The 23,582-nt window shown below is 62.0% G+C and carries 19 protein-coding genes and 1 pseudogene; 1 reads left to right on the top strand and 19 read right to left on the bottom strand.

Translation table 11 applies throughout. From position 1 onward, the window contains the following. Positions 1-128: 128 nt before the first annotated feature. The 16 genes and pseudogenes from mdoH to hutC form a co-directional block, all read right to left on the bottom strand. Complete coding sequence (gene mdoH / locus AC3ISR_RS01815) at positions 129-2,699, bottom strand: glucans biosynthesis glucosyltransferase MdoH (protein ID WP_192298373.1); 2,571 nt, start codon at positions 2,697-2,699, stop codon at positions 129-131. After that, the gene (locus AC3ISR_RS01810) at positions 2,692-4,428 is read right to left on the bottom strand and encodes a glucan biosynthesis protein G (protein ID WP_318652594.1); all 1,737 of its coding nucleotides are present in this window, start codon (positions 4,426-4,428) and stop codon (positions 2,692-2,694) included. Before AC3ISR_RS01810 ends, mdoH begins: the two co-directional genes overlap by 8 nt. A gap of 267 nt (positions 4,429-4,695) precedes the next feature. Further along, complete coding sequence (gene dtd / locus AC3ISR_RS01805; protein ID WP_305391908.1) at positions 4,696-5,133, bottom strand: D-aminoacyl-tRNA deacylase; 438 nt, start codon at positions 5,131-5,133, stop codon at positions 4,696-4,698. Further along, positions 5,130-6,101, bottom strand: coding sequence for a prolyl aminopeptidase (gene pip / locus AC3ISR_RS01800; RefSeq protein WP_192298376.1), 972 nt, complete (start codon positions 6,099-6,101; stop codon positions 5,130-5,132). Before pip ends, dtd begins: the two co-directional genes overlap by 4 nt. Before the next feature lie 103 nt (positions 6,102-6,204). Continuing rightward, positions 6,205-6,522: pseudogene (locus AC3ISR_RS01795) on the bottom strand (alpha/beta hydrolase); the annotation flags it as partial. A 230-nt stretch (positions 6,523-6,752) separates the two neighbouring features. Beyond that, the gene (gene hutG / locus AC3ISR_RS01790; protein ID WP_489324561.1) at positions 6,753-7,553 is read right to left on the bottom strand and encodes an N-formylglutamate deformylase; all 801 of its coding nucleotides are present in this window, start codon (positions 7,551-7,553) and stop codon (positions 6,753-6,755) included. Positions 7,554-7,564: 11 nt separating this feature from the next. Next, positions 7,565-8,770, bottom strand: coding sequence for an imidazolonepropionase (hutI, locus tag AC3ISR_RS01785; RefSeq protein ID WP_192298380.1), 1,206 nt, complete (start codon positions 8,768-8,770; stop codon positions 7,565-7,567). A gap of 139 nt (positions 8,771-8,909) precedes the next feature. Further along, the gene (hutH, locus tag AC3ISR_RS01780) at positions 8,910-10,442 is read right to left on the bottom strand and encodes a histidine ammonia-lyase (protein WP_192298381.1); all 1,533 of its coding nucleotides are present in this window, start codon (positions 10,440-10,442) and stop codon (positions 8,910-8,912) included. A 23-nt stretch (positions 10,443-10,465) separates the two neighbouring features. Then, on the bottom strand, positions 10,466-11,974 hold the full coding sequence (gene hutH / locus AC3ISR_RS01775) for a histidine ammonia-lyase (protein WP_489324560.1): 1,509 nt from the start codon (positions 11,972-11,974) through the stop codon (positions 10,466-10,468). 137 nt (positions 11,975-12,111) lie between these two features. Next, positions 12,112-12,936, bottom strand: coding sequence for a quaternary amine ABC transporter ATP-binding protein (locus tag AC3ISR_RS01770; protein ID WP_192298383.1), 825 nt, complete (start codon positions 12,934-12,936; stop codon positions 12,112-12,114). After that, positions 12,933-13,784, bottom strand: a complete 852-nt coding sequence (locus tag AC3ISR_RS01765) for an ABC transporter permease (protein ID WP_012721776.1) — start codon at positions 13,782-13,784, stop codon at positions 12,933-12,935. Before AC3ISR_RS01765 ends, AC3ISR_RS01770 begins: the two co-directional genes overlap by 4 nt. 72 nt (positions 13,785-13,856) lie before the next feature. After that, positions 13,857-14,822 (bottom strand): ABC transporter substrate-binding protein, encoded by a 966-nt coding sequence (locus AC3ISR_RS01760; RefSeq protein WP_192298384.1) that lies wholly within the window; start codon positions 14,820-14,822, stop codon positions 13,857-13,859. Positions 14,823-14,891: 69 nt separating this feature from the next. Further along, entirely contained in the window at positions 14,892-16,340 is a 1,449-nt protein-coding gene (locus AC3ISR_RS01755) for a purine-cytosine permease family protein (protein WP_192298385.1), read from the bottom strand. Positions 16,341-16,497: 157 nt separating this feature from the next. Beyond that, on the bottom strand, positions 16,498-18,168 hold the full coding sequence (gene hutU / locus AC3ISR_RS01750) for a urocanate hydratase (RefSeq protein ID WP_124525413.1): 1,671 nt from the start codon (positions 18,166-18,168) through the stop codon (positions 16,498-16,500). Between the two features lie 404 nt (positions 18,169-18,572). Further along, positions 18,573-19,133: a HutD/Ves family protein gene (locus AC3ISR_RS01745; RefSeq protein WP_192298387.1), complete on the bottom strand. Its 561-nt coding sequence runs from the start codon at positions 19,131-19,133 to the stop codon at positions 18,573-18,575. After that, positions 19,130-19,840, bottom strand: a complete 711-nt coding sequence (gene hutC, locus AC3ISR_RS01740) for a histidine utilization transcriptional repressor HutC (RefSeq protein WP_225595445.1) — start codon at positions 19,838-19,840, stop codon at positions 19,130-19,132. Before hutC ends, AC3ISR_RS01745 begins: the two co-directional genes overlap by 4 nt. A 147-nt stretch (positions 19,841-19,987) precedes the next feature. On the opposite strand from hutC, the gene AC3ISR_RS01735 reads away from it, so the two are divergent. Continuing rightward, positions 19,988-21,352, top strand: coding sequence for a formimidoylglutamate deiminase (locus AC3ISR_RS01735; RefSeq protein ID WP_463983838.1), 1,365 nt, complete (start codon positions 19,988-19,990; stop codon positions 21,350-21,352). Between the two features lie 117 nt (positions 21,353-21,469). Here AC3ISR_RS01735 and AC3ISR_RS01730 read toward each other — a convergent pair whose 3' ends face one another. The 3 genes from AC3ISR_RS01730 to AC3ISR_RS01720 all read right to left on the bottom strand — a co-directional run bounded on the left by AC3ISR_RS01730 (position 21,470) and on the right by AC3ISR_RS01720 (position 23,574). Further along, positions 21,470-22,039 carry a lipocalin family protein gene (locus tag AC3ISR_RS01730; protein WP_192298390.1) on the bottom strand — a complete coding sequence of 190 codons (570 nt, stop codon included), beginning with the start codon at positions 22,037-22,039 and terminating at the stop codon, positions 21,470-21,472. A gap of 30 nt (positions 22,040-22,069) precedes the next feature. After that, positions 22,070-22,324, bottom strand: coding sequence for a hypothetical protein (locus AC3ISR_RS01725; protein ID WP_017734861.1), 255 nt, complete (start codon positions 22,322-22,324; stop codon positions 22,070-22,072). A 239-nt stretch (positions 22,325-22,563) separates the two neighbouring features. Continuing rightward, positions 22,564-23,574, bottom strand: coding sequence for a class 1 fructose-bisphosphatase (locus AC3ISR_RS01720; protein ID WP_033897713.1), 1,011 nt, complete (start codon positions 23,572-23,574; stop codon positions 22,564-22,566). Positions 23,575-23,582 lie beyond the last annotated feature (8 nt).

Below are 23,582 nucleotides of genomic sequence, written 5' to 3'. Positions count from 1 at the left end.
CAATACGCCTCGAACCGGGGTCTTTTGTTTCGAAATAACAAGGAGTTAGCGCTTAAAGGAAGAAGCGCGAAACGCTGTAGGACCAGCGTTTCAAATGCCCCCGGAGTGAGCCTCCGGGGGCGTCTGAATCAGGCCGGTTGGGCCTGAGAGACTTGCGGTTGCAGCGGCAGCAGTGGCGCGTGAGGATCGGACTTGATCGATTCACGCCAGGCGCCCAGCCATTCGGCGTGGCCTTCGCTCCAGACCTGCTCGTGCAGGCGGGCCAGGGCGACCGGGTCGCTGAGCAACGCCACACGTTCGCCGTTGTTGAGGCCGGCAGGGCCGACTTTCAACGCATGGCGCACACGCTCGGCACGCAGGTACTCAATCGGCTCCGCTTCGCGGTGACGCGAGGTGGCCAGGGCGCAGGCCAAGGCGTTCTGCTGCGGATCGACCACGGCACGCACGAAGCCGTCGTTCAGCGCATGCCAACGGTTTTCGTGGGTGTACTTCTCGGTCGACAACAGCGCCTGCGGCGGATTGTATTCCTCAGGAATCAGGAACAGGCTCTCGTCACGGGACTTGAGGCCCAGCTTGACCCGACTGGAGATGACCGACACCGGGATCGACAGCATCAGCGAGCCGACAATCGGCACCAGCCACCACAGGAAGCTCGGGTTCAGCCACACCACCAGCAGGGCCCACAAGAAGCCCAGCACGGTTTGCGGACCGTGGCGCTTGACCGCTTCGCTCCATGGGGTGGAGTCATCGTCACGCTGCGGCGAGTTCCAGGTTGCCGCCCAGCCGAGGAACGCGGCCAGTACGAAACGGGTGTGGAAAATCATCCGCACCGGCGCCAGCAGCATGGAGAACAGCATCTCCAGCAGCATCGACACGGTCACCTTGAATTTGCCACCGAACTCTTTCGCGCCCTTGGCCCAGATCAGGATGATGCTCAGCAGTTTCGGCAGGAACAGCAGCACGATGGTGGTCGAGAACAACGCCACCGCCTTGTCCGGATGCCATTGCGGCCACAGCGGGTACAACTGGCGCGGGGCCATGAAGTACTGCGGTTCCATCAGCGTGTTCACCGCCAGCAGCGCAGTGGACAGCACCAGGAAGAAGAACCACAACGGCGCCGACAGGTACGACATCACGCCGGTCAGGAACACCGCGCGGTGCACCGGGTGCATGCCTTTTACCAGGAACAGGCGGAAGTTCATCAGGTTGCCGTGGCACCAGCGTCGGTCACGCTTGAGTTCGTCCAGCAGGTTCGGCGGCAGTTCTTCGTAGCTGCCCGGCAGATCGTAGGCAATCCACACGCCCCAGCCGGCACGGCGCATCAGCGCAGCTTCGACGAAGTCGTGGGAGAGGATCGCACCGGCAAACGCGCCTTTACCCGGCAACGGCGCCAGGGCGCAGTGCTCGATAAACGGCTGCATGCGGATGATCGCGTTGTGACCCCAGTAGTGGGATTCACCCAATTGCCAGAAGTGCAGGCCGGCGGTGAACAGCGGGCCGTACACACGGGTGGCGAACTGCTGCATGCGCGCATACAGGGTGTCCATGCCCGACGCACGCGGCGCGGTCTGGATAATCCCGGCATCCGGCGTGGCTTCCATCAGGCGCACCAGGCTGGTCAGGCACTCGCCGCTCATCACGCTGTCGGCGTCGAGAACGACCATGTACTTGTATTCACCGCCCCAGCGACGGCAGAAGTCGTCGAGGTTGCCGCTCTTGCGTTTGACGCGACGGCGACGGCGGCGATAGAAGATCTTGCCGAAACCACCGGCTTCACGGCACACGTCGAGCCAGGCTTGCTGTTCGGCGATGCAGATGTCGGCGTCGTTACTGTCGCTGAGCACAAAGAAGTCGAAACGGTCGAGGTCGCCAGTGGCGGCCACCGATTCGAAGGTAGCGCGCAGGCCGGCGAATACCCGGGGCACGTCTTCGTTGCAGATCGGCATCACCAGCGCGGTGCGGGCGTCTTTCGGGATCGGCTCGTCACCGGCACTTTTACCGGAAATGCGGTATTTATCGTGACCGGTCAGCAGTTCCAGGAAGCCCATCAACGCGGTCCAGAAACCGGCCGAGACCCAGCAGAACAAGATCCCGAACATGATCAGGATGCTGGTTTGCAGGGCGTAAGGCAGTACCTGGGTGGCGGTCTGCAGCAGGGTCTGGTTGCGGATCTCGTCGAAGTCGACCAGCGACCAGCCCTGGTACGGCATGATGCCCTTCATGTACCAGCCGGCGACGATGGTCTGGCCGAGCATCAGCACCAACAGGATGTAACGACGGATCGAACCCACGGTACGCCAGCGCGCAGCCGGCAGCACACGTTCGTCTTTCGGCGGCTTCGGCGGGTTGGTGCGACCTGTCAGCCGGCGCCAACCGCGCACCAGGATGTTGGTGCGCCAAGGCTCCGGCACCACTTTGGTCCGACGGATCGGCGGCGTGGCTTTCAGGCACACGCGCCCTTCGGCGTCGACCGCGAGCATTTCGGCGTCTTGCAGTTCTTCGGCACTGTTGAGGGTCAACCGGCGGCCGACCGACGCTTGGGCGGCGTCGGTTGGCGCGTCAAAGGTCGACGACGACAAGCGTTCGTGCAGTTCGCTGAAGGACTTGCAGCCCGCCAGTTCGGCGCGCTGCTCAGCGGTCATCGGGAGATGCGCCAGGTACTCTTGCAGAGTCTCTGGCGTGGCTTGGGAATTACTCATCGGCAGGCAACTGATAGCTCCAGGTCTCGGTCAGGACTTGTTCAGTCTTGGCCGGTTCCGGTGTGGCTGGGGCAGCTTCTGGCTGCTTGGCTTCCTTGTCTTTCGCGTCTTTCTTGGCTTGTTTCTCGTGTTGCTTGGCCAGCACCTTGTCGGCTTTGAGCACGTGGCTCGAATCCTTCTCCGGCTCAGGCTTGACGATGTCCTGCACCAGGGCCGCACGCATCTCGGTTGGCTTGCCGGCGTCCTTGATCTTCAGGCGCAGGGTCAAGCGCCAGCCTTTGGTGTGCTCGTTGTAGCGCACGCTGTTTTCGACCACTTCGGCGTTGTCGCCAACACTGACCTGGCTGCGCACCGCGGCATCCGCAGGCAGGGCCTTGAGGGACGGGCCTTCGAAGTCCACCAGATAAGCCACGCTGCCATCCGGCTGACGGATCAGGTTGGACTGTTTCACGTCGCCAGTGGAACGCAGGGTCTGCTTGACCCAGGCGCTGTCGGCCGGGTGCAGGGATTTTTCGTCCATGGTCCAGTGCAGACGGTAGGCGACATCCAGCGGCTGGCCGACTTCCGGCAGTTTTTCCGGGCTCCAGAACGCAACGATGTTGTCGTTGGTTTCGTCGGCGGTCGGAATCTCAACCAGGTTGACGGTGCCCTTGCCCCAATCGCCTTCAGGCTCGATCCAGGCACTTGGGCGCTTGTCGTAGTTGTCGTCGAGGTCTTCGTAGTGGCTGAAATCGCGACCACGTTGCAGCAGGCCGAAACCTTTCGGGTTCTCGACGCTGAAGTTGCTGACCGACAGGTGTTTCGGGTTGTTCAGTGGGCGCCAGATCCACTCGCCGTTGCCGGCATGGATCGACAGACCGCTGGAATCATGCAGCTCACGACGGTAGTTGAGCACTTTGGACGGCTGGTTCGCGCCGAACAGGAACATGCTGGTCAACGGGGCAACGCCCAGCTTGCTGACCTTGTCGCGCAGGTACATCTGGGATTTCACGTCGACAATGGTGTCGGTGCCCGGACGCAGGGTCAGGCGATACGCGCCGGTGGCACGCGGGGAATCCAGCAGGGCAAAGATCACCAGCTGTTTTTCACCCGGTTTCGGACGTTCGATCCAGAACTCGGTGAACCGCGGGAATTCTTCACCGGACGGCAACGCAGTGTCGATCGCCATGCCACGGGCGGACAAGCCATAGGCCTGGCCCTTGCCGACGACGCGGAAGTAGCTCGCGCCCAGCATGGTCATGATTTCGTCTTGCTTGTCGGCCTTGTTGATCGGGTACAGCACACGGAAACCGGCATAACCCAGCTGTTCGGTGGCTTTTGGATCAAGCTTCATGTCGCCGAAATCGAAACGCGTTGGGTCGTATTTGATTTCGTTGACGCTGTCGGCCGTGACTTCGTTGATTTTCACCGGTGTATCAAAGTGCATACCCTGGTGATAGAAGGACAGCTTGAACGGCGTGTTCTGGTCGGCCCACTCAGCTTTTTCGTTGCGGAAACGAATCTTCTGGTAATCAGCGAATTTCATTTCGCGGAATTCGTTCGGCAGATTGCTGCGCGGCGCTTCGTATTTCTGCCCGGCCAGCTCTTTAGCCTTGGCCGACACATCATCCAGACTGAATGCCCACAGTTGACCCGCGCCGAACAGGCAAAACAGGGCAGAGCCCGTCACCAGTGCGTTTCGTAACCGTTTGGCAGACAATTTTGGTGCATTACAGGGACTAACAATCACGAGCAACCCTCGCCGAAAACAGATCAAAAAACCAACGGCCAGCTATCTATATGCCAGGTTGGCGAGCATTGTTCCGACTCCCCTGGGTCAAAATGATTCCCCATTGGCGATCGGACAAGTCTCTACCTAAGTCAAAAATGGACCAAACAACGCTGATCCCCGTAGCGCGCGATTATCTAGTAGCCTGCGAGACAACGCATCAGGGGCGACCAAGTATTTGTAGTGAAATCCTGCGTTTTTAGGCATTAAAAGTCGTTTTTAATACATTCATGTCTGAAGCAGGAAGGTCACAGGGCCATCATTGACCAAATGCACCTGCATATCGGCGCCAAAACGCCCGGACCCCACCTTGCCATGCAATTGTTGCGCTTGTAACAGCAAATGTTCGAAAAGCGCCGCTCCCAGCGCCGGAGGGGCCGCCGTGGAGAAGCTCGGCCGCAGCCCGCTCTTGGTATCCGCCGCGAGAGTGAACTGCGACACCAGCAGCAAACCGCCGTCGATGTCCTTCAAGGACAAGTTCATCTTGCCCTCGTCGTCGCTGAACACCCGATAGTTAAGCAGCTTGTGCAGGAGTTTGTCGGCGCTCTCGGGCGTATCGCCCGGCTCGACGGCCACCAGCACCAGCAACCCCTGGTCGATGGCCCCGACAACCTCGCCTGCGACCTCGACCCGGGCGCCACGCACCCGTTGCAACAGGCCCTTCATGCTTCTTCAGGCGGCAAGTCGAGCAAACGGCGCGCCATCTCGCCAGTCGCCCGCACCAGCGCATCGGTGATTCCAGGCTCGGAGGCCGCATGGCCCGCCTCGCGAATCACCTGCAGCTCGCTGTTGGGCCAGGCCTGATGCAGCTCCCAGGCGTTATCCAGCGGGCAGATCATATCGTAGCGGCCGTGGATGATTACGCCAGGCAGGTGCGCGATCTTGTGCATGTCGCGGATCAGTTGGTTGGGCTCCAGGAAGGAGTTGTTGGTGAAGTAGTGGCACTCGATCCGCGCAATGGACAGCGCACGCTGCGGCTCGGAAAACCGCTCCACATGCTGTGGGCTCGGGCACAGGCCAAGCATGCGCCCTTCCCAACCGGACCAGGCCTTGGCTGCATGCATCTGGGCGATCTGGTCGTTGCCGGTGAGGCGCTTGTGGTAGGCCGCGATCATGTCGTGGCGCTCATCGGCCGGGATCGGCGCGATGTAGTCCTGCCAGTAATCCGGGAACAAGCGGCTCGCGCCTTCCTGGTAGAACCAATGGATGTCTTGCGGGCGGGCAAGGAAAATCCCGCGCACGATCAGGCCAAGCACGCGCTCGGGGTGGGTTTGCGCATAGGCCAGGGCCAGGGTCGACCCCCAGGAGCCGCCGAACAGCACCCACTTGTCGATGCCCAGGTGTTCGCGGATGCGCTCAAGGTCGGCGACCAGGTCCCAGGTGGTGTTGTTTTCCAGGCTCGCGCGCGGCGTGGAACGCCCGCAGCCGCGCTGGTCGAAGGTGACGATGTGATAGAGGTTCGGGTCGAAATAGCAGCGGCTGTTGGCATCGCAACCCGCGCCGGGACCGCCGTGGATGAAGACGACGGGCAAACCTTCGGGGGAGCCACTTTCATCGACGTACAGAGTATGCGTGTCATCGACGGCCAGATCGTGCCGGGCGTAGGGTTTGATCTGCGGAAACCAAGTCTGCATTGCGCGCTCCGTAAGGGGTCGAGTTCATCCCTGGGGGGACGTCTATTATTTTGCCGTCTGGCACTATAAACCCGAATTGTGCAATGAGCATGTCCTTGCGCGCTTAGACCTGTGTCAGCCCTTCGCTCCTGAGGTAATGCAGCAGGTGAGTGTAGAGTTGATCCACCTCCGCTACCTGCCCACGCGCCCGCAGGCAACCGTGCACCAGGCCTTTGCCGGGATACAGGAGCGTGTTGACGCCTGCGGCCTGCAAGCGTTCGGCGTACAGCCTGCCGTCGTCGCGCAACCCCAGGCATAACGCCGCCGCCAGATTGCCACCGGTACTGTCCCCCGCCACCACCAGACGCTGACGGTTGATGGCATACGGCCCCTGCCCCGCCTGGAGCGCCTGCCACACGCTGCGGCAATCGTCGTACGCCGCCGCCGTGCATATAAAGTAGGCACGGCCAGGGAGGTGTCGGTGCTGGTGAAAGATTCGGTCTTATCCACAAAGGCGAGCATTTGCGAAGAAATCGGGTATTCGACCATGCATCAGTCTCCCCGACACTTGAGAGCAAATGTGGGAACAGGCAAGCCAGCGCCCACCTTTGACTGCATTCCAAAGGTGGAACTCGGTCAACTGTGGGAGCTGGCTTGCCTGCGATAGCGATTTCAGCCGTAACGCTGTTGCCCCCAGGCCAACAACCCTTCCAGCAACTGCTTGAGCACCACCCGCGTCGGCTCAGCCAGATCCGCCCGATACCGAAACGGCTCGACCTCTTCCATGTACGTGCACTGCCCCAACTCCAGCTGCACCGCATGAATGTCCTGCGCCGGGTTGCCGTAGTGACGGGTGATATACCCGCCCTTGAAGCGCCCGTTCAGCACGTGGGTGTATTGCGGATGCTCGGCGCAGATGGCTTTCAGCTGGCTGGCCAGCGCGGGGTCGCAAGCGGCGCCGTTGAAGGTGCCGAGGTTGAAGTCCGGCAACTTGCCATCGAACAGGTGCGGGATCACCGAGCGGATCGAGTGGGCATCGAAGAGCAAGGCGTAGCCGAACTCGGCCTTGAGCCGCGCCAGTTCGTCTTGCAGGGTCTGGTGGTACGGGCCCCAGATCTGCTCGAGATAGGTGGCGCGCTCGGCCTTGCTCGGTTCCAGGCCTTCACGGAACAGCGGCACGCCGTCGAACAGCGTCGCTGGGTACAGCCCGGTGGTGGCACCGACGTACAGCGGCTTGTCGTCGGACGGGCGGTTCAGGTCGATCACAAAGCGCGAATATTCGGCAGCCAGGGTGCTGGCGCCGAGGTCCTCGGCAAAGTCATACAGCGTCGGGATATGCCAGTCAGTGTCCGGCAGGCTTTGCGCCTCGGGGATCAGCCCGGCCGCCACCGCAGGCGTGAGGCGCAGGCCGGCGTGGGGCATGCTGATCAGCAGCGGTACGCGGCCTCGTTTGAAGTTCAGAACCTTATCCACAGCATTGCTCCTTAGACGGTGACGTCGACGCCATGGCGCACGACGCGTTTATCCAGCTCGCCGCCCAGCCAGTAAGCCAGGTCGGCCGGGCGATCAATCTGCCAGGCGACAAAGTCGGCGACCTTGCCTACTTCCAACGAACCGTGGGTATCGCCCATGCCCAGGGCGGTGGCCGCGTGCTGGGTGACGCCGGCCAGGGCTTCTTCGGGGGTCATGCGGAACAGGGTGCAGGCCATGTTCAGCATCAGGCGCACCGACAACGCTGGCGAGGTGCCGGGGTTGAGGTCGCTGGCGATGGCGATCTTCACACCGTGTTTGCGCAGGGCATCCATCGGCGGCAATTGGGTCTCCCGCAGGAAGTAGAACGCGCCCGGCAGCAACACGGCGACGGTGCCGGCGGCGGCCATGGCGATGGCGTCTGCTTCGGTCATGAATTCCAGGTGATCCGCAGACAACGCCTGGTAACGCGCCGCCAGGCTGGAACCGTGCAGTGACGAGAGCTGCTCGGCATGCAGCTTGACCGGCAGGCCCAGTTGTTGCGCGACCTTGAACACGCGCTCCACCTGCTCGGTGGAAAACGCCAGGTATTCGCAGAACGCATCCACCGCATCCACCAGCCCTTCCGCCGCCAGGGTCGGCAGCATTTCGCTGCAGATGTGCTCGATGTAGTCGTCGGCGCGGTCCTTGTACTCCGGCGGTAACGCATGGGCCGCCAGGCAGGTGGCACGCACGCTGACCGGCAGTGCCTCGCCGAGGCGACGGGCTACCCGCAGCATCTTGCGTTCATTGGCCAGGTCCAGGCCGTAGCCGGACTTGATCTCCACCGTGGTCACTCCGTCGCGCAACAAACTGCGCAGGCGTTTGTGGCTGCTGTCGAACAGCTCATCTTCGCTGGCGGCACGGGTGGCGCGCACGGTGCTGGCAATACCGCCACCCTTGGCAGCGATCTCGGCGTAACTCACGCCTTCAAGGCGCTGCTCGAATTCGCCGCTGCGATTGCCGCCGAACACCGTGTGGGTGTGGCAGTCGATCAACCCGGGGGTCACCCAGGCGCCTTGCAGGTCATGGATAGCGCTGTAGTCCGCTGCGGGTACGTCGCTGCGTGGGCCGATCCATTCAATCAGCGATCCTGCCGTAACCAGAGCCCCATCCTCGATGATCGAGTATTTGCCGTGGGCCAGGGTCGCAATGTGGCAGTGTTGCCATAGCGTTTTCATCAACGCCTCCGTCAGTGGTCGGTGAAACTCATCCCTGTGGGAGCTGGCTTGCCTGCGACAGCGGTGGTTCAGGCTCAACCTTGCCATCGCCAGTGCTGCCGTGTTCGCAGCCTCGCTGGGGCTCGACAGCTCCCACACATTACAGGCTCGGCAGCAACTGGGCCGGCAGCAGCTCGTTGAGGCAGCGGCTGGCGAGCAGTTCGCTGGCGGCGATGATGTCCGGCGCGAAAAAGCGGTCCTTATCGTAGAACGCCACTTTGCTGCGCAGGATGCCACGCGCCTGTTCCAGCTTCGGCGAGGTTTTCAGGCCTTCGCGCAGGTCCAGGCCCTGGCATGCGGCCAACCACTCCACGGCCAGGATGCCCCGGGTGTTCTCGGCCATTTCCCACAGACGCTTGCCGGCAGCCGGGGCCATGGATACGTGGTCTTCCTGGTTGGCGGAGGTCGGCAGGCTGTCGACGCTGTGGGGATGGGCCAGTGCCTTGTTCTCGCTGGCGAGTGCGGCGGCAGTCACCTGGGCGATCATGAAACCGGAGTTGACCCCGCCATTGCCGACCAGGAACGGCGGCAGCTGGGACATGTGCTTGTCCATCATCAACGAGATGCGGCGCTCACTGAGGGAGCCGATTTCAGCGATGGCCAGCGCCATGTTATCGGCGGCCATGGCCACCGGCTCGGCGTGGAAGTTACCGCCGGAAATCACGTCGCCTTCGGCGGCGAACACCAGCGGGTTATCCGACACGGCATTGGCTTCCACCACGAGCACTTCGGCTGCCTGGCGCAACTGGGTCAGGCAGGCGCCCATGACTTGCGGCTGGCAGCGCAGGGAGTACGGGTCCTGGACCTTGTCGCAGTTCTGGTGCGACTGCGACACCTGGCTGCTTTCGCCCAGCAGGTCGCGATAGGCCGCGGCCGCATCGATCTGCCCCCGCTGACCACGCGCCGCGTGGATACGTGGGTCGAACGGCGAGCGCGAACCCAGCACCGCTTCCACGGTAAGGCCGCCGCAGGCGAGTGCGCCGGCAAACAGGTCTTCGCCTTCGAACAGGCCGCGCAGGGCATACGCGGTAGACACCTGGGTGCCGTTGAGCAGCGCCAGGCCTTCCTTGGCGGCGAGGGTCAACGGGGTCAGGCCGGCGACTTTGAGCGCGTCGCTGGCTTGCAGCCATTCGCCCTTGTAGCGCGCCTTGCCTTCGCCCAGCAGCACCAGGGACATGTGCGCCAACGGCGCCAGGTCGCCGGAAGCCCCCACCGAGCCTTTCAACGGAATGTGCGGATACACCTCGGCGTTGATCAGCGCGATCAACGCGTCGATCACCTGGCGACGAATCCCGGAGAAGCCCCGGCTGAGGCTGTTGACCTTGAGCACCATGACCAGCCGCACCAGCGCATCGCTGATCGGCTCGCCCACACCGGCGGCATGGGACAGCACCAGGGACCGCTGGAGGTTTTCCAGGTCTTCACTGGCGATACGGGTCGAGGCCAGCAGGCCGAAACCGGTGTTGATACCGTAGGCGGTGCGGTTCTCGGCGAGGATCTGCTCGACACACGCCACGCTGGCTTCGATCTGCGCCGAGGCGCTGTTATCCAGGCTGAGGGTCACCGGCTGCTGGTAGATGGCCCGCAGTTGGGCAAGGCTCAGTTGGCCGGGGATCAGGTTTAGCGCAGTCACATTCCTACTCCTTTGAATTGTTTTTAGTGCAAATCGGGTAATGCGGTGTCTTTGAGCAACTGGGCGGCAGCGGCAATATCCGGCGCCAGCCAGCGATCCTGCTCATAGGCCGGGACGACTTCACGCAGCAAGCGCCAGGCGCGGTCGGTGCCGGCGCCGAAGCGCCGGTCCTTGAGGAATTCAAACGCCTGGGCCGCCAGCAGGTACTCGATGGCGAGGATCTGGGTGACGTTGGCCAGCACCTGGTGCAGCTTGAGTGCGGCGTTGGTGCCCATGCTCAAGTGGTCTTCCTGCAGGCCCGAGGTGACGAAATTGTCGAGCACCGCCGGTTGCGCCAGCTGGCGGTTCTGCCCGCACAGGGACGCGGCGACGTACTGCACGATCATCATCCCGGAATTGACCCCGGGGTTGCTGACGAGGAACGCCGGCAAGCCGCTGACATGGGGGTTGATCAGCCGGTCCAGGCGACGCTCGGCCACCGAGCCGATCTCGGCCATGGCGATGGCGAGCATATCCGCCGCCAGCGCGACCGACTGACCGTGGGGGTTGGCCTGGGATACGACGCGGTAATTCTCCGGCGTGCCGAGCAGCAGCGGGTTGTCGGTGGCACTGTTGAGTTCGGTTTCGATCTGGCGCGTGGCGTGCTCGACTTGATCGCGGGCGGCGCCGTGGATCTGCGGGATCGAGCGCAGGCTCAACGCGTCCTGGGTGCGCAGGCCTTTGCTGCTGGCGATCACTTCACTGCCGTCGAGCAACGCACGCAAATTGCTGCCGACGTGCTGCATGCCGGGGTGCGGCTTGAGGGCGATGATGTGCTCATCGAACGCGTCGATCTGGCCGCGCAGAGCCTCGAAACTCATGGCGCCGATGACGTCGGCCCATTGCAGCAAATGGTGCGCATCAGCCAGGGCCAGGCAGCTCAGGCCGGTCATGCACGGCGTGCCGTTGACCAGGCACAGGCCGTCCTTGGCGCCCAGCACCACCGGCTGCAAGCCTTCGGCGCTCAGGGCCTGTTGCGCCGGAACGATCTGCCCGCGATAGCTCACCGTGCCGACACCCAGCAGCGCCACGCCGACATGGGCCATGTGGGTCAGGTAACCCACCGAACCCTGGGACGGCACTTGCGGCGTGATGCCGTGGTTGAGCAGTGCCAGCAACGCGTGCACCACCTGCGGGTGCAGGCCGGATTTGCCCTGGCTGTAATTGATGATGGCGGCGCAGATGATCGCGCGGGTCTGCTCGTCGCTGAGCACCGGGCCGACGCCGCAGGCATGGCTGAGCAGGGTGTTGCGCGACAGCTGGCTGAGTTGCTCGCCGGCGAGCGAGACATTGCACAACGCGCCCAGGCCGGTGTTGACCCCGTAGGCACGCTCGCCGCTGGTGACGATGCGCTGCACGATGGCTTGGGCGTTGTCGATGCGTGCCCAGGCCTGGCCGGAGAGTTCGAGGACGGCGCCGTGGCGGGCGACGGCGACCACGTCCTGCCAGCGTAATGGGGTGTTGGCGATGATGATTTTTGTTGGCTGGGACATCTTCATACCTTCTTCAATTCTTGTGCAGCTTTACCGGCCTCTTCGCGGGCAAGCCCGCTCCCACAGGGGGAATGCATTCCAAATGTGGGAGCGGGCTTGCTCGCGAAAGGGCCAGCAGGCGCACCACACCTTTTGGCTCAGACCACCGCCGCCCGCCGCTGAACAAACCGGTCCACATACTCATCCGCCGGCGAATGCAGGATCTCCCGCGGCGTGCCGACCTGGATCAGCCTGCCGTCCTTGAGGATCGCAATGCGGTTGCCGATGCGCACAGCTTCGTCGAGGTCGTGGGTGATAAACACGATGGTTTTGTGCAGGGTCTTTTGCAGCTCCAGCAACTGATCCTGCATCTCGGCGCGGATCAGCGGGTCGAGTGCGCTGAACGCTTCGTCCATCAGGATGATGTCGGTGTCGGCCGCCAACGCGCGGGCCAGGCCGACGCGCTGGCGCATGCCGCCGGAGAGCTGGTGCGGGTATTTGTTTTCGTAGCCCTTCAGGCCCACGGTCTCGATCCAGTGCAGGGCACGATCAACGCAGACCTGCTTGCTTTCGCCACGCACTTTCAGGCCGTAGGCAACGTTGTCGAGCACGCTCTTGTGGGGCAGCAGGCCGAAGCTCTGGAACACCATGCTGATCTTGTGGCGACGGAATTGACGCAGGGCGTCCATGTCCAGTTGCAGGATGTCTTCGCCGTCCACCAGGATCGCGCCGCTGGTGGGGTCGATCAGGCGGTTGAAGTGGCGCACCAGGGTGGATTTGCCGGAGCCCGACAGGCCCATGATCACGAAGATCTCGCCGGTGCCGATGCTCAGGGACAAGTCGTTCACGCCGACCACGCAGCCGGTTTCGGCCAGCACCTGATCCTTGGTCTTGCCCTGGCTGATCAACGACAGCGCTTCCTTGTCACGGGCGCCGAAGATCTTGAAGACGTTTTTAACTTCGATTTTGCTGACAGTAGTCATTTGCTCGCCTCATGCCGTGGACGACCATAGGCCTGGGTAATGCGGTCGATGACCACTGCGAGAATCACGATCGCCAGGCCGGCTTCAAGGCCACGACCGACGTTGAGGGTCTGGATGCCGACGAGTACGTCTTCACCCAAGCCACGGGCACCGATCATCGAGGCGATCACCACCATCGACAGGGCCATCATGGTGGTCTGGTTGATCCCGGCCATGATGCTTGGCAGCGCCAGCGGCAGTTGCACGCCGAACAGTTGCTGCCAGCGGTTGGCACCAAAAGCGTTGATGGCTTCCATGACTTCGCCGTCGACCTGGCGGATGCCCAGATCGGTCAGGCGGATCAGCGGTGGCGCGGCGTAGATCACCGTGGCGAAAATCGCCGGGACCTTGCCCAGGCCGAACAGCATCAGAACCGGGATCAAGTACACGAAGCTGGGCATGGTCTGCATGATGTCCAGCAGTGGCATCAGCACCGAACGCAGGCGATTGCTGCGTGCCGAGAGGATGCCCAGCGGAATGCCGATCAGCACCGAGATCACCGTGGCGACCATCATCAGCGCGAGGGTCTGCATCAGCTTGTCCCACAGGCCGACCGCCCCCACCAGAAACAGCAAACCGACGATCACCGCCGTGGTCACGACCTTGCGCGTGGCATGCCAGGCGACAGCGCCGACGATGGCCAGCATCAGCCACCAGGGCGCTGCGCGCAGCAGCCCTTCCAGGTTGACGATGGCCCACAACAGGGTGTCGGAGATGTGCCGGAACACATCGCCGTAGTTGGTGACCAGTGAGTCCACCCAACCGTTGACCCAGTCGGCGATGGAAAACGTAAAACTCTCAGGAAACATAGCGTGCTCTCGATCCAATGGGTTGTAGCCAGGCACCCGGCTGACCTCTGAGGGTAGCCGGGCACGCTTGACCTACAAGGCCGCGTCGATTTTCTTGGCTGCGTCTTCACTCACCCAGGCGTGCCAGACTTCAGGATGTTCCTTGAGGAAGATCTTCGCCAGTTTCGGCGACTCAATTCGCTCCTTGGCCATGCGCCCCAGGTTCTGGTTCAGCAGGTCGATTGGCAGGTTGACCTTTTCCAGCACGGCCACCAGTTCCGGGGCCTGCTCGTGGAAAGTCTTGGACAGGCCGACCTTGATGCTCACGCTTTTATCCACGCCGGGTTTTTCTTCCAGCTTGACCAGATCGACCTGGCCCATCAGCGGCGTTGGCGACCAGTAGTAGAACAGGATCGGCTCGCCACGCTTGTAGCTCGACAACACCGCCGCATCCAGCGCCGGGCCGGTACCTGGGCGGAAGTTGGTGTAGGTGCTTTCCAGGCCGTAGCTCTTGAGCATTTCGCTGTTGTCCAGCTCACAGGTCCAACCGGCCGGGCAGTTGTAGAAACGGCCTTTGGACGGTTCTTCCTGGTCCTTGAACACGGCGGCGTACTTGGCCAGGTCGGCGATGTTTTTCAGGCCCGGGGCCTTGGCTTCCAGCTTGCGCTTGGCGTCGCCTTCAATCACGTAGCGCGGCACGTACCAGCCTTCGATAGCCCCCACCACCGGGGCGCCGACGCCGACGACTTTGCCGGCCTTCTCGGCCTTGTTCCAGACTTCGCTGCGGCCCACCCATTCTTCGGCAAACACTTGGATGTCGTTGCTGCTCAGGGCGTTTTCCATGGTGATGGAGTTGCCTGGCAGGCTGTCGGTTTTGCAGTCGTAGCCTTTTTCCAGCACGGTTTGCAGGATGTCGGTTAGCAACATGCCGCTTTCCCAGTTCAGCCCGGCGAACTTCACCGGCTTGCCAGACTCGCACCAGCCGGCTGCCTGGGCACCGGCTGATGCCAGCACGCCAGCAGAGAACAAGGTGGCCAACAGGGTCTTATGCATTTTCATTGTTGTGACGCTCCCAATCTTGAAATGGATTACGGCAGTCAGTAGGCATCCAGCCATGTCCACGTCCCATCAGGCTTGTGCAACCAGCCCGTTTGTCGTCGTTGGTGCAGCGCCCTGCTCTACCGGCAGGATCAATTGATCGGGCACGCTGCCGTGCCATTTTTTCGCACACACGTAATACAGGGCGGCGGGCAGTACCAGGCCGATGATCCAGGAAATATCCACGTCGCCCAGGGCGGCCACCAGGGGGCCGGTGTAGAACTTGGTAGAGATGAACGGCAACTGCACCAGCACACCGAACACATAGACGCTGATACCCAGCAGGTTCCAGCGACCGTAGCGGCCATTGGGATCGGCCAGCGCCGGCACGTCATAGCGCTCGCGGGTGATGCAGTAGTAGTCCACCAGGTTGATCGCGCTCCAGGGCGTGAAGAACGCCAGCAGGAACAAGATGAACGACTTGAACGCGCCGAGGAACGAGTGCTGGCCGAGCAGTGCGATCAGGGTCGCCGTACCCACGATGGCCAGCACAAACACCAGGCGCTGCAAACGCGTGACCTCCAGGCGACCACGAAAGCCGCTGATGATGGTCGCGATGCACATGAAGCTGCCGTAGGAGTTCAGCGTGGAGATGGTCACCTTGCCGAACGCGATGCTGAAGTACAGCAGCGCAGCCGTGGCACCCGTGCCGCTCAAGCCGACGATGTAGGCCACTTCATGCCCGGCAAACTGGCCGTTGGACATGGCGGCGGCAAACACGCCGAGGATCATCGCCACCTGGGCGCCGATCACCGAACCGGCGCCAGCGGCGAGGAAGGTTTTCACCGACGACGTGCGGCTTGGCAGGTAACGCGAGTAGTCCGCCACGTAAGGGCCGAAGGCGATTTGCCAGGACGCCGCGAGCGACACCGCGAGCAAAAAGCTGCTCCAGCTGAAGTGACGGATTTGCAGGAGTGCACCCACGTCCGTCTGGCCCATCAGGCGGCTGAACAGATAAACAAAGGCGATCACCCCAATGACGCTGGCGACGCGGCCGATGAAGTGAATCACCCGGTAACCGAGCACCGTGACCAGCACGATGACACTGGCGAAGATCAGGATGCCGACGCTGTCGCTGACGCCAAACAACTGGCCCAGCGCCTGGCCGGACAGCACGGTGCCGGTGGCGGTGAACCCGAGGTACATCAGGCACACCAGCACAATCGGAATCGCCGCGCCGTACACCCCGAACTGCACCCGGCTGGAGATCATCTGCGGCAGGCCCAACTTGGGCCCTTGCGCCGCATGCAACGCCATCACGCCACCGCCGATCAGTTGGCCGATCAACAGACCGATCAACGACCAGAACACATCACCGCCCAGCACCACGGCCAGGGCCCCGGTGACAATCGCGGTGATCTGCAGGTTGGCCCCCATCCACAGGGTGAATTGGCTGAACAGACGACCGTGTCTTTCCGCTTCCGGGATGTAGTCGATCGAACGTTTCTCGATCAACGGGGTGGTGTCATTTGCAGCCATGTCGGTTCAACCTCTGGTGGATTGTTCAGTGTCTCGATTGCTCTTCTGTGGGAGCTGGCTTGCCTGCGATACAGGCGACTCGGTCTGTCGGTCAAACCGAGGTGATGCCATCGCAGGCAAGCCAGCTCCCACACAAAAGCACAGCTCCCACATTGGGTTACTTGATCATCGGGAGATTGAGGCCCTGCTCTTTGGCGCAGTCGATCGCGATCTGGTAACCCGCATCGGCGTGACGCATCACTCCGGTCGCCGGGTCGTTGTGCAGCACGCGGGCAATCCGCTCGGCCGCTTCGTCGGTGCCGTCGCAGACGATCACCATGCCGGAGTGCTGGGAGAAGCCCATGCCCACACCGCCGCCGTGGTGCAGCGAAACCCAGGTCGCGCCGCTGGCGGTATTGAGCAAGGCGTTGAGCAGTGGCCAGTCGGACACAGCGTCGGAACCGTCCTGCATGGCTTCGGTTTCACGGTTCGGGCTGGACACCGAGCCGGAGTCGAGGTGGTCACGGCCGATCACCACCGGCGCCGACAGCTCGCCGCTGCGTACCATTTCGTTGAACGCCAGGCCGAGCTTGGCGCGCTGGCCCAGGCCAACCCAGCAGATGCGCGCCGGCAGACCCTGGAAGCTGATGCGCTCGCGGGCCATGTCCAGCCAGTTGTGCAGGTGGGCGTCGTCGGGGATCAGCTCTTTGACTTTGGCGTCGGTCTTGTAGATGTCCTGCGGGTCGCCGGACAGGGCCGCCCAGCGGAACGGGCCGATGCCACGGCAGAACAGTGGGCGGATGTAGGCCGGGACGAAGCCAGGGAAGTCGAAGGCATTTTCCACGCCTTCTTCCTGGGCCATCTGACGGATGTTGTTGCCGTAGTCGAAGGTCGGGATCCCTTGTTTCTGGAAGTCCAGCATGGCTTTGACGTGCACGGCCATCGACTGTTTGGCGGCCTTGATCACGGCGGCCGGTTCGGTCTTGGCGCGGGCGCGGTATTCGTCCCAGGTCCAGCCGGCGGGCAGGTAGCCGTTGAGTGGGTCGTGGGCGCTGGTCTGGTCGGTGACCATGTCCGGGCGTACGCCGCGCTTGACCAGTTCCGGCAGGATTTCGGCGGCATTGCCCAGCAGCGCGATGGAGATCGCCTTGCCTTCCTTGGTGTATTTGGCAATGCGCGCCAGGGCGTCATCGAGGTCGGTGGCTTGCTCGTCGACGTAGCGGCTGGCCAGGCGGAAATCGATGCTGACCTGCTGGCACTCGATGTTCAGCGAGCACGCGCCGGCCAGGGTAGCCGCCAGCGGTTGTGCACCGCCCATGCCACCGAGGCCGGCGGTGAGCACCCAGCGGCCGGTCAGGTCGCTGTTGTAATGCTGGCGCCCGGCCTCGACGAAGGTTTCGTAGGTGCCCTGGACGATGCCCTGGCTGCCGATGTAGATCCAGCTGCCGGCGGTCATCTGGCCGTACATGGCCAGGCCCTTGGCATCCAGTTCGTTGAAGTGTTCCCAGCTGGCCCAGTGCGGCACCAGGTTGGAGTTGGCGATCAGTACGCGCGGGGCGTTGCTGTGGGTCTTGAACACGCCGACCGGCTTGCCGGATTGCACCAGCAGGGTTTCGTCGTCGTTCAGGTTGGTGAGGCTTTCGACGATCTGGTCGTAGCACTCCCAGTTGCGCGCCGCACGGCCGATGCCACCGTACACCACCAGTTCTTTCGGGTTCTCGGCCACTTGCGGGTCGAGGTTGTTCATCAGCATGCGCAGCGGCGCTTCAGTCAGCCAGCTTTTGGCGGTGAGCTTGTTACCGTGGGCGGCGCGGATTTCTACGTCACGGTATTTAGTAGGCTTGGTCACAACAAGAACTCCTCAGCGATCGATGCGCATACCTGATTGGTGCGAAGCGGACTCTTACGCACACATCTTTACTTGTACATACAAGCATATGCAATCGAGCGGCCAACTTGCTGAGGGAGCTGTTGAGAATTTTTTGGAAAGAGCGTGCGAGCCTTGGAAATTAAGGCTTCCGCGTTGGATGAAATTTCTTACGGGGGAGTTTTGTGGCGGGGGATAGTTGTCTTGTCCCCATGGCTTTGCGCCATGCTGGGGCGTTCGGTAACAAGTTGGTGCGCCGGTTGGAAACAGATCGAATGAACAGCGGGAAACACATGTGGGAGCTGGCTTGCCTGCGATAGCGGTGTGTCAGTCAGTAAATCTGCTACTGATACACCGCTATCGCAGGCAAGCCTGCTCCCACACTTTTAACCGCGTGCGGTCAGTTCGATGATGCAGCTGCGGCCGCTGACGGCGATGTCCAGCAGGCCGGCGTTACCGTCGATTTGCAGGCAATCGTGATGGCCAAGTTTCTGGTCCAGCACCTTCACTTCATCAGCGACACTGAACACCAGCACCGTCTGCGCCGTGCTGAAAAACCGCTGCTCGCCGTCGATCCACTGCAACCGCGCGTGATAACGCTGTGGCGAATAGATCAGGTTGAAATCGCGGATCGGCCCGGTGATCAGGCGGCATGACACCTGGCTGTCACCCTTGAACGCAAACGCCTGCAGCGGCAACAAGCCACGCTGCTCCTCGCCATCGACGGTCAACACCATGCCAGCGCCCTGGATCACGGTAATCACGCGCTGGTAACCGGCGAAGGTGGAAAAACCGCCCGACTCGCCAATATCGGCAATCGACAGGCGCCAGCCAAAACCGTCCAGGCCCTGGCCCGCATCACGGGTGATTTCTTCGGTGCTGCCGCCGCCGTTCTTCCACGGCATGCGCACGTAATCGGCGGCGCGCCAGACTTTGACTGCAGTCATTTGCTGAAACGTCCTTCGAGACTGTGGCGCGAGCCGGGGTGGATCAAACGGGCGGCGGTCACCGGCTGGCGGCCCGACCAGGTGCGGCGACGAATCAACAGGCAGGGTTCGCCGGGTTCGATTTGCAGCAACTTGCACTCGGCGGCGTCGGCAAGGATCGCCTCGACTACGTGCTCGCCTTCGGTCAACGGTGCGACCTGGTTCAGATAGGCGTAGGGGGTTTGCTGGGTGAAATCCTGTTGCAAGTATTCCGGCGCGACCAGGGCATTGACGAAACGGTCTTCGATTTGCACCGGAATATCGTTTTCGAAGTGCACGATCAACGAGTGGAACACCCGCCCGCCTTCGCGCATTTCCAGGGCGACGGCGCGCTCGGAACCGGCGGCCTCTTCGCCCAGGTGGATGACCTGGCAGGTGTGCCGGTGACCGCGGGAGGCGATCTCGTCGGCAATGTTGTGCACTTCAAACAGCGCTGACTGGCTCTTGGGTTCGGCGACGAACGTACCGACGCCTTGCATTCGCACCAGCAACCCTTCGGCGGTGAGCTCACGCAGGGCGCGGTTGATGGTCATGCGGCTGAAGCCCAGCTCGCTGACCAGTTCGCTCTCCGACGGCACGCGGTAATGGGGCGGCCAATTGCCGTTGAGGATCTGCTGGCTGATCATCTGTTTGACGCGGGCATACAAGGGCGCCGGACTTTCGTCCATGTGGGCAGCCAGCGAAGAGTTGGCGGGCGGAGTCGGCACAGGGAATCCTTGCAGGTGGAAAAGATGCATAGATTGCCGGAGTTTACCGAGCAGGCAAACGTCTGTATATGTATATACAAATAAACACACGACCGGGGTGCTCTGATCATGTCCGCTTTCTTTGCCGAACGCGCACTGCTGCCTAATGGATGGGCCAATGATGTACGTCTTGAAGTCAGCGCCGATGGCCTGCTGACAAAGGTTGCGGCCAATGCCAACGCAGACGGCGCCGAACGGCTGAGAGGCCCGGTTTTGGCGGGCATGCCGAACCTGCACTCCCACGCTTTCCAACGCGCGATGGCCGGTCTGGCCGAAGTGGCGGGCAACCCGAACGACAGTTTCTGGACCTGGCGCGAGCTGATGTACCGCATGGTCGGCAAGATCAGCCCAGAGCAATTGCAGGTGATCGCGCGCCAGCTGTATATCGAAATGCTCAAGGCCGGCTACACCTCGGTGGCCGAATTCCACTACGTGCACCATGACGTCAACGGCCAGCCGTACGCCGACCGTACCGAGCTGTCACGTCAGATCAGCCAGGCGGCGGCCAGCAGCGGCATCGGCCTGACGTTGCTGCCGGTGCTCTATACCCACTCCGGGTTTGGCGGCCAGGCACCGAATGAGGGCCAGCGACGGTTTATCAACAGCACTGAAAGCTATCTGGATCTGCGAGCGCGCCTGCAGCCCATCCTCGCCGCGCAACCGGCGCAGCAGTTGGGGCTGTGTTTCCACTCGCTGCGCGCGGTCACCCCGTCACAAATCAGCGCAGTGCTGAGCGCCAGCGACAAAGCCTGCCCGGTGCATATCCACATCGCCGAACAACAGAAGGAAGTCGACGACTGCCTGGCCTGGAGCGGCAAGCGCCCGCTGCAATGGCTGTTCGACAATGTTGCAGTGGATGAGCGCTGGTGCCTGGTGCATGCCACTCATGCCGATGCGGATGAAGTCGCGCGCATGGCCAAGAGCCGTGCGATTGCCGGGCTGTGCCTGACCACTGAGGCGAACCTGGGTGACGGGATTTTCCCGGCGGTAGACTTTCTCGCGCAAGGCGGGCGCATGGGGATTGGTTCCGATAGCCATGTGTCGTTGAGCGTGGTGGAGGAATTGCGTTGGCTGGAATACGGCCAGCGCCTGCGGGATCAGCGGCGCAACCGTTTGTATCGCAGCGATCAACCGATGGTGGGCCGTACGCTGTTTGATGCGGCACTGGACGGCGGCGCACAGGCGCTGGGCCAGCCGATTGGTCGTTTGGAAGTGGGTAGGCGCGCGGATTGGCTGGTGCTGGACGGCAATGATCCGTACCTGGCGACCGCGAGCGAAGATGGCATTCTCAATCGCTGGTTGTTTGCCGGTGGGGATCGGCAGGTGCGGGATGTGCTGGTGAACGGGAAGTGGGTGGTGCGGGAGGGTCGGCACGCTGACGAAGAAGACAGCAATCGCGCATTCACCCAAGTACTGAAGGACCTGCTCGGTTAAAAAATGTGGGAGCGGGCTTGCTCGCGAAAGCGGTGGGTCAGACAAAATATCTGCGTCTGATACACCGCTTTCGCGAGCAAGCCCGCTCCCACAATTTGATCGACGGTGGTCTCGGGGTTATTGCGAGGTCTTGGCCATCTCTTTGTCCGACGTGCGCCAGATCAACCGAGTGGTGTCATACCCCTGCTGGCGCGCCCTGCTCAGCAGGTCCTCGCGGGTGTCGGCACTGACCGTCGGCGAGCGCGACAAGATCCACATGTAGCGCCGGCTCGGGCTGCCCACGATTGCGGTCTTGTAGTCATCGCTGACATACAGCACCCAGTAATCGCCCTTGGCGACGCCCGGCAGTAGCGATGTGAACCAGTTATTGAATTCGACCCAGAGCTTGTCGGTCTTGCCCGGCACTTGCGGCGTGGCCGTGCCCTTGGCTTCTTCCCACTTCCATTCGGTCGTCAGGCAGCGGTTGAACACCGACATGTCGCCATCCGGCAGCAGGGTGTAGCGGGCCTCGGACTGCGCGCAGTTGCGCTGGAAGTACATCGGCAATCGCGCCAACTCATACCAGGTGCCCTGGTAACGCTTGAGGTTGACGTTGTTCGCTGTCTTGGGTTGCAGATCATCGCCAGAATGGCTGGCGCAGCCCGCCAAAAACAGGCTGGCACAAAGGAACACAACAAAACGGATCATTCTTCTTCTCCCGCAGGCTTACGCCCCGGTTTACTTCAGGCCTTGCCCGGAAAACATCAGAACCTTGTCACCGGCATATTGCACGCTGATAAAGCTGGTTTTATCGCCCCAGGTGCAGCTGGACATGCCCAGTGCGCCGGAACAATCGGTCGGCTTACCCAACAGCGACTCCACCTCGGCCTTGGCCATGCCAGCCGACAGCTTTGCGTAATTTTCTTGGTTGACCTTGCTGCAAGCGGCCAACAGCACGCAAAAAGTCAGCAAGGCGAGACGGCGTAACGACATGGAAAAACTCCTGGAGGGACGAAGCAGCATGGGGGTCTGCCAGAAGCTTAGAAGGGAAAAGAGGTGTCTGGTTCCCGATGGGCAAAAACAAAAAAAACCCCGAAAACGCTGAAACGTTTCGGGGCTTTCTAGCCAACACAAAATCTTGTAGTGAGCGGGCTTGCCCGCGCTGCGGTACACCAGGCGCCTCAAGCTAACCTGACACACCGCCGCGCGGGCAAGCCCGCTCACTACAAAGGTTACTTCTTGTGGTAGGCGGTTACACGCTCGACTTCTTCTTTCGAACCCAGGAACACCGCCACACGCTGGTGCAGGCCTTCAGGCTGGATGTCGAGGATGCGCTGGTGGCCGTCGGTGGACGCGCCGCCCGCTTGCTCAACCAGGAAGGACATCGGATTGGCTTCGTACATCAGGCGCAGTTTGCCTGGCTTGGATGGCTCGCGGCTGTCGCGTGGGTACATGAACAGGCCACCACGGGTCAGGATGCGGTGTACGTCGGCCACCATCGCGGCAACCCAGCGCATGTTGAAGTTTTTCTTCAGCGGGCCTTCTTCGCCAGCCATCAGCTCGCCCACGTAGCGGGTCACCGGCTCTTCCCAGTGGCGCTGGTTGGACATGTTGATCGCGAATTCCTGGGTCGATGCAGGAATGGTGATGTCTTCGTGGGTCAGCACGAAACTGCCCATTTCGCGGTCCAGGGTGAAACCCTTGACGCCATCGCCCAGGGTCAGCACCAGCATGGTCTGTGGGCCGTAGATCGCGTAACCGGCGGCAACCTGCTGGGTGCCGGGTTGCAGGAAGGCCTTCTCGTTCAGCGGCTCGTTCTGGCTCAGGTATTCGTTCGGGCAACGCAGTACCGAGAAGATGGTGCCGACCGGCGCGTTGATGTCGATGTTGGACGAACCGTCCAGTGGGTCGAATACCAGCAGGTACGCACCTTTCGGGTATTTGCCCGGAATCTGGTAGGCATTGTCCATTTCTTCGGACGCCATGCCGGCCAGGTGACCACCCCATTCGTTGGCTTCGAGCAGGATCTCGTTGGAGATCACGTCGAGTTTCTTCTGCACTTCGCCCTGCACGTTTTCAGTGCCCATGCTGCCCAGGACACCACCCAGTGCGCCTTTGGACACGGCGTGGCTGATTTCCTTGCAAGCACGCGCCACCACTTCGATAAGGAAGCGCAGATCGGCAGGCGTGTTGTTGCTGCGGGTCTGCTCGATCAAATAGCGACTCAAGGTAACGCGGGACATGTAAGGCT

Source organism: Pseudomonas sp. GL_117, from assembly GCF_057835125.1.
The sequence above is the reverse complement of the archived record's forward strand: the minus strand, read 5'-3'. Positions and strand labels throughout refer to the sequence as shown.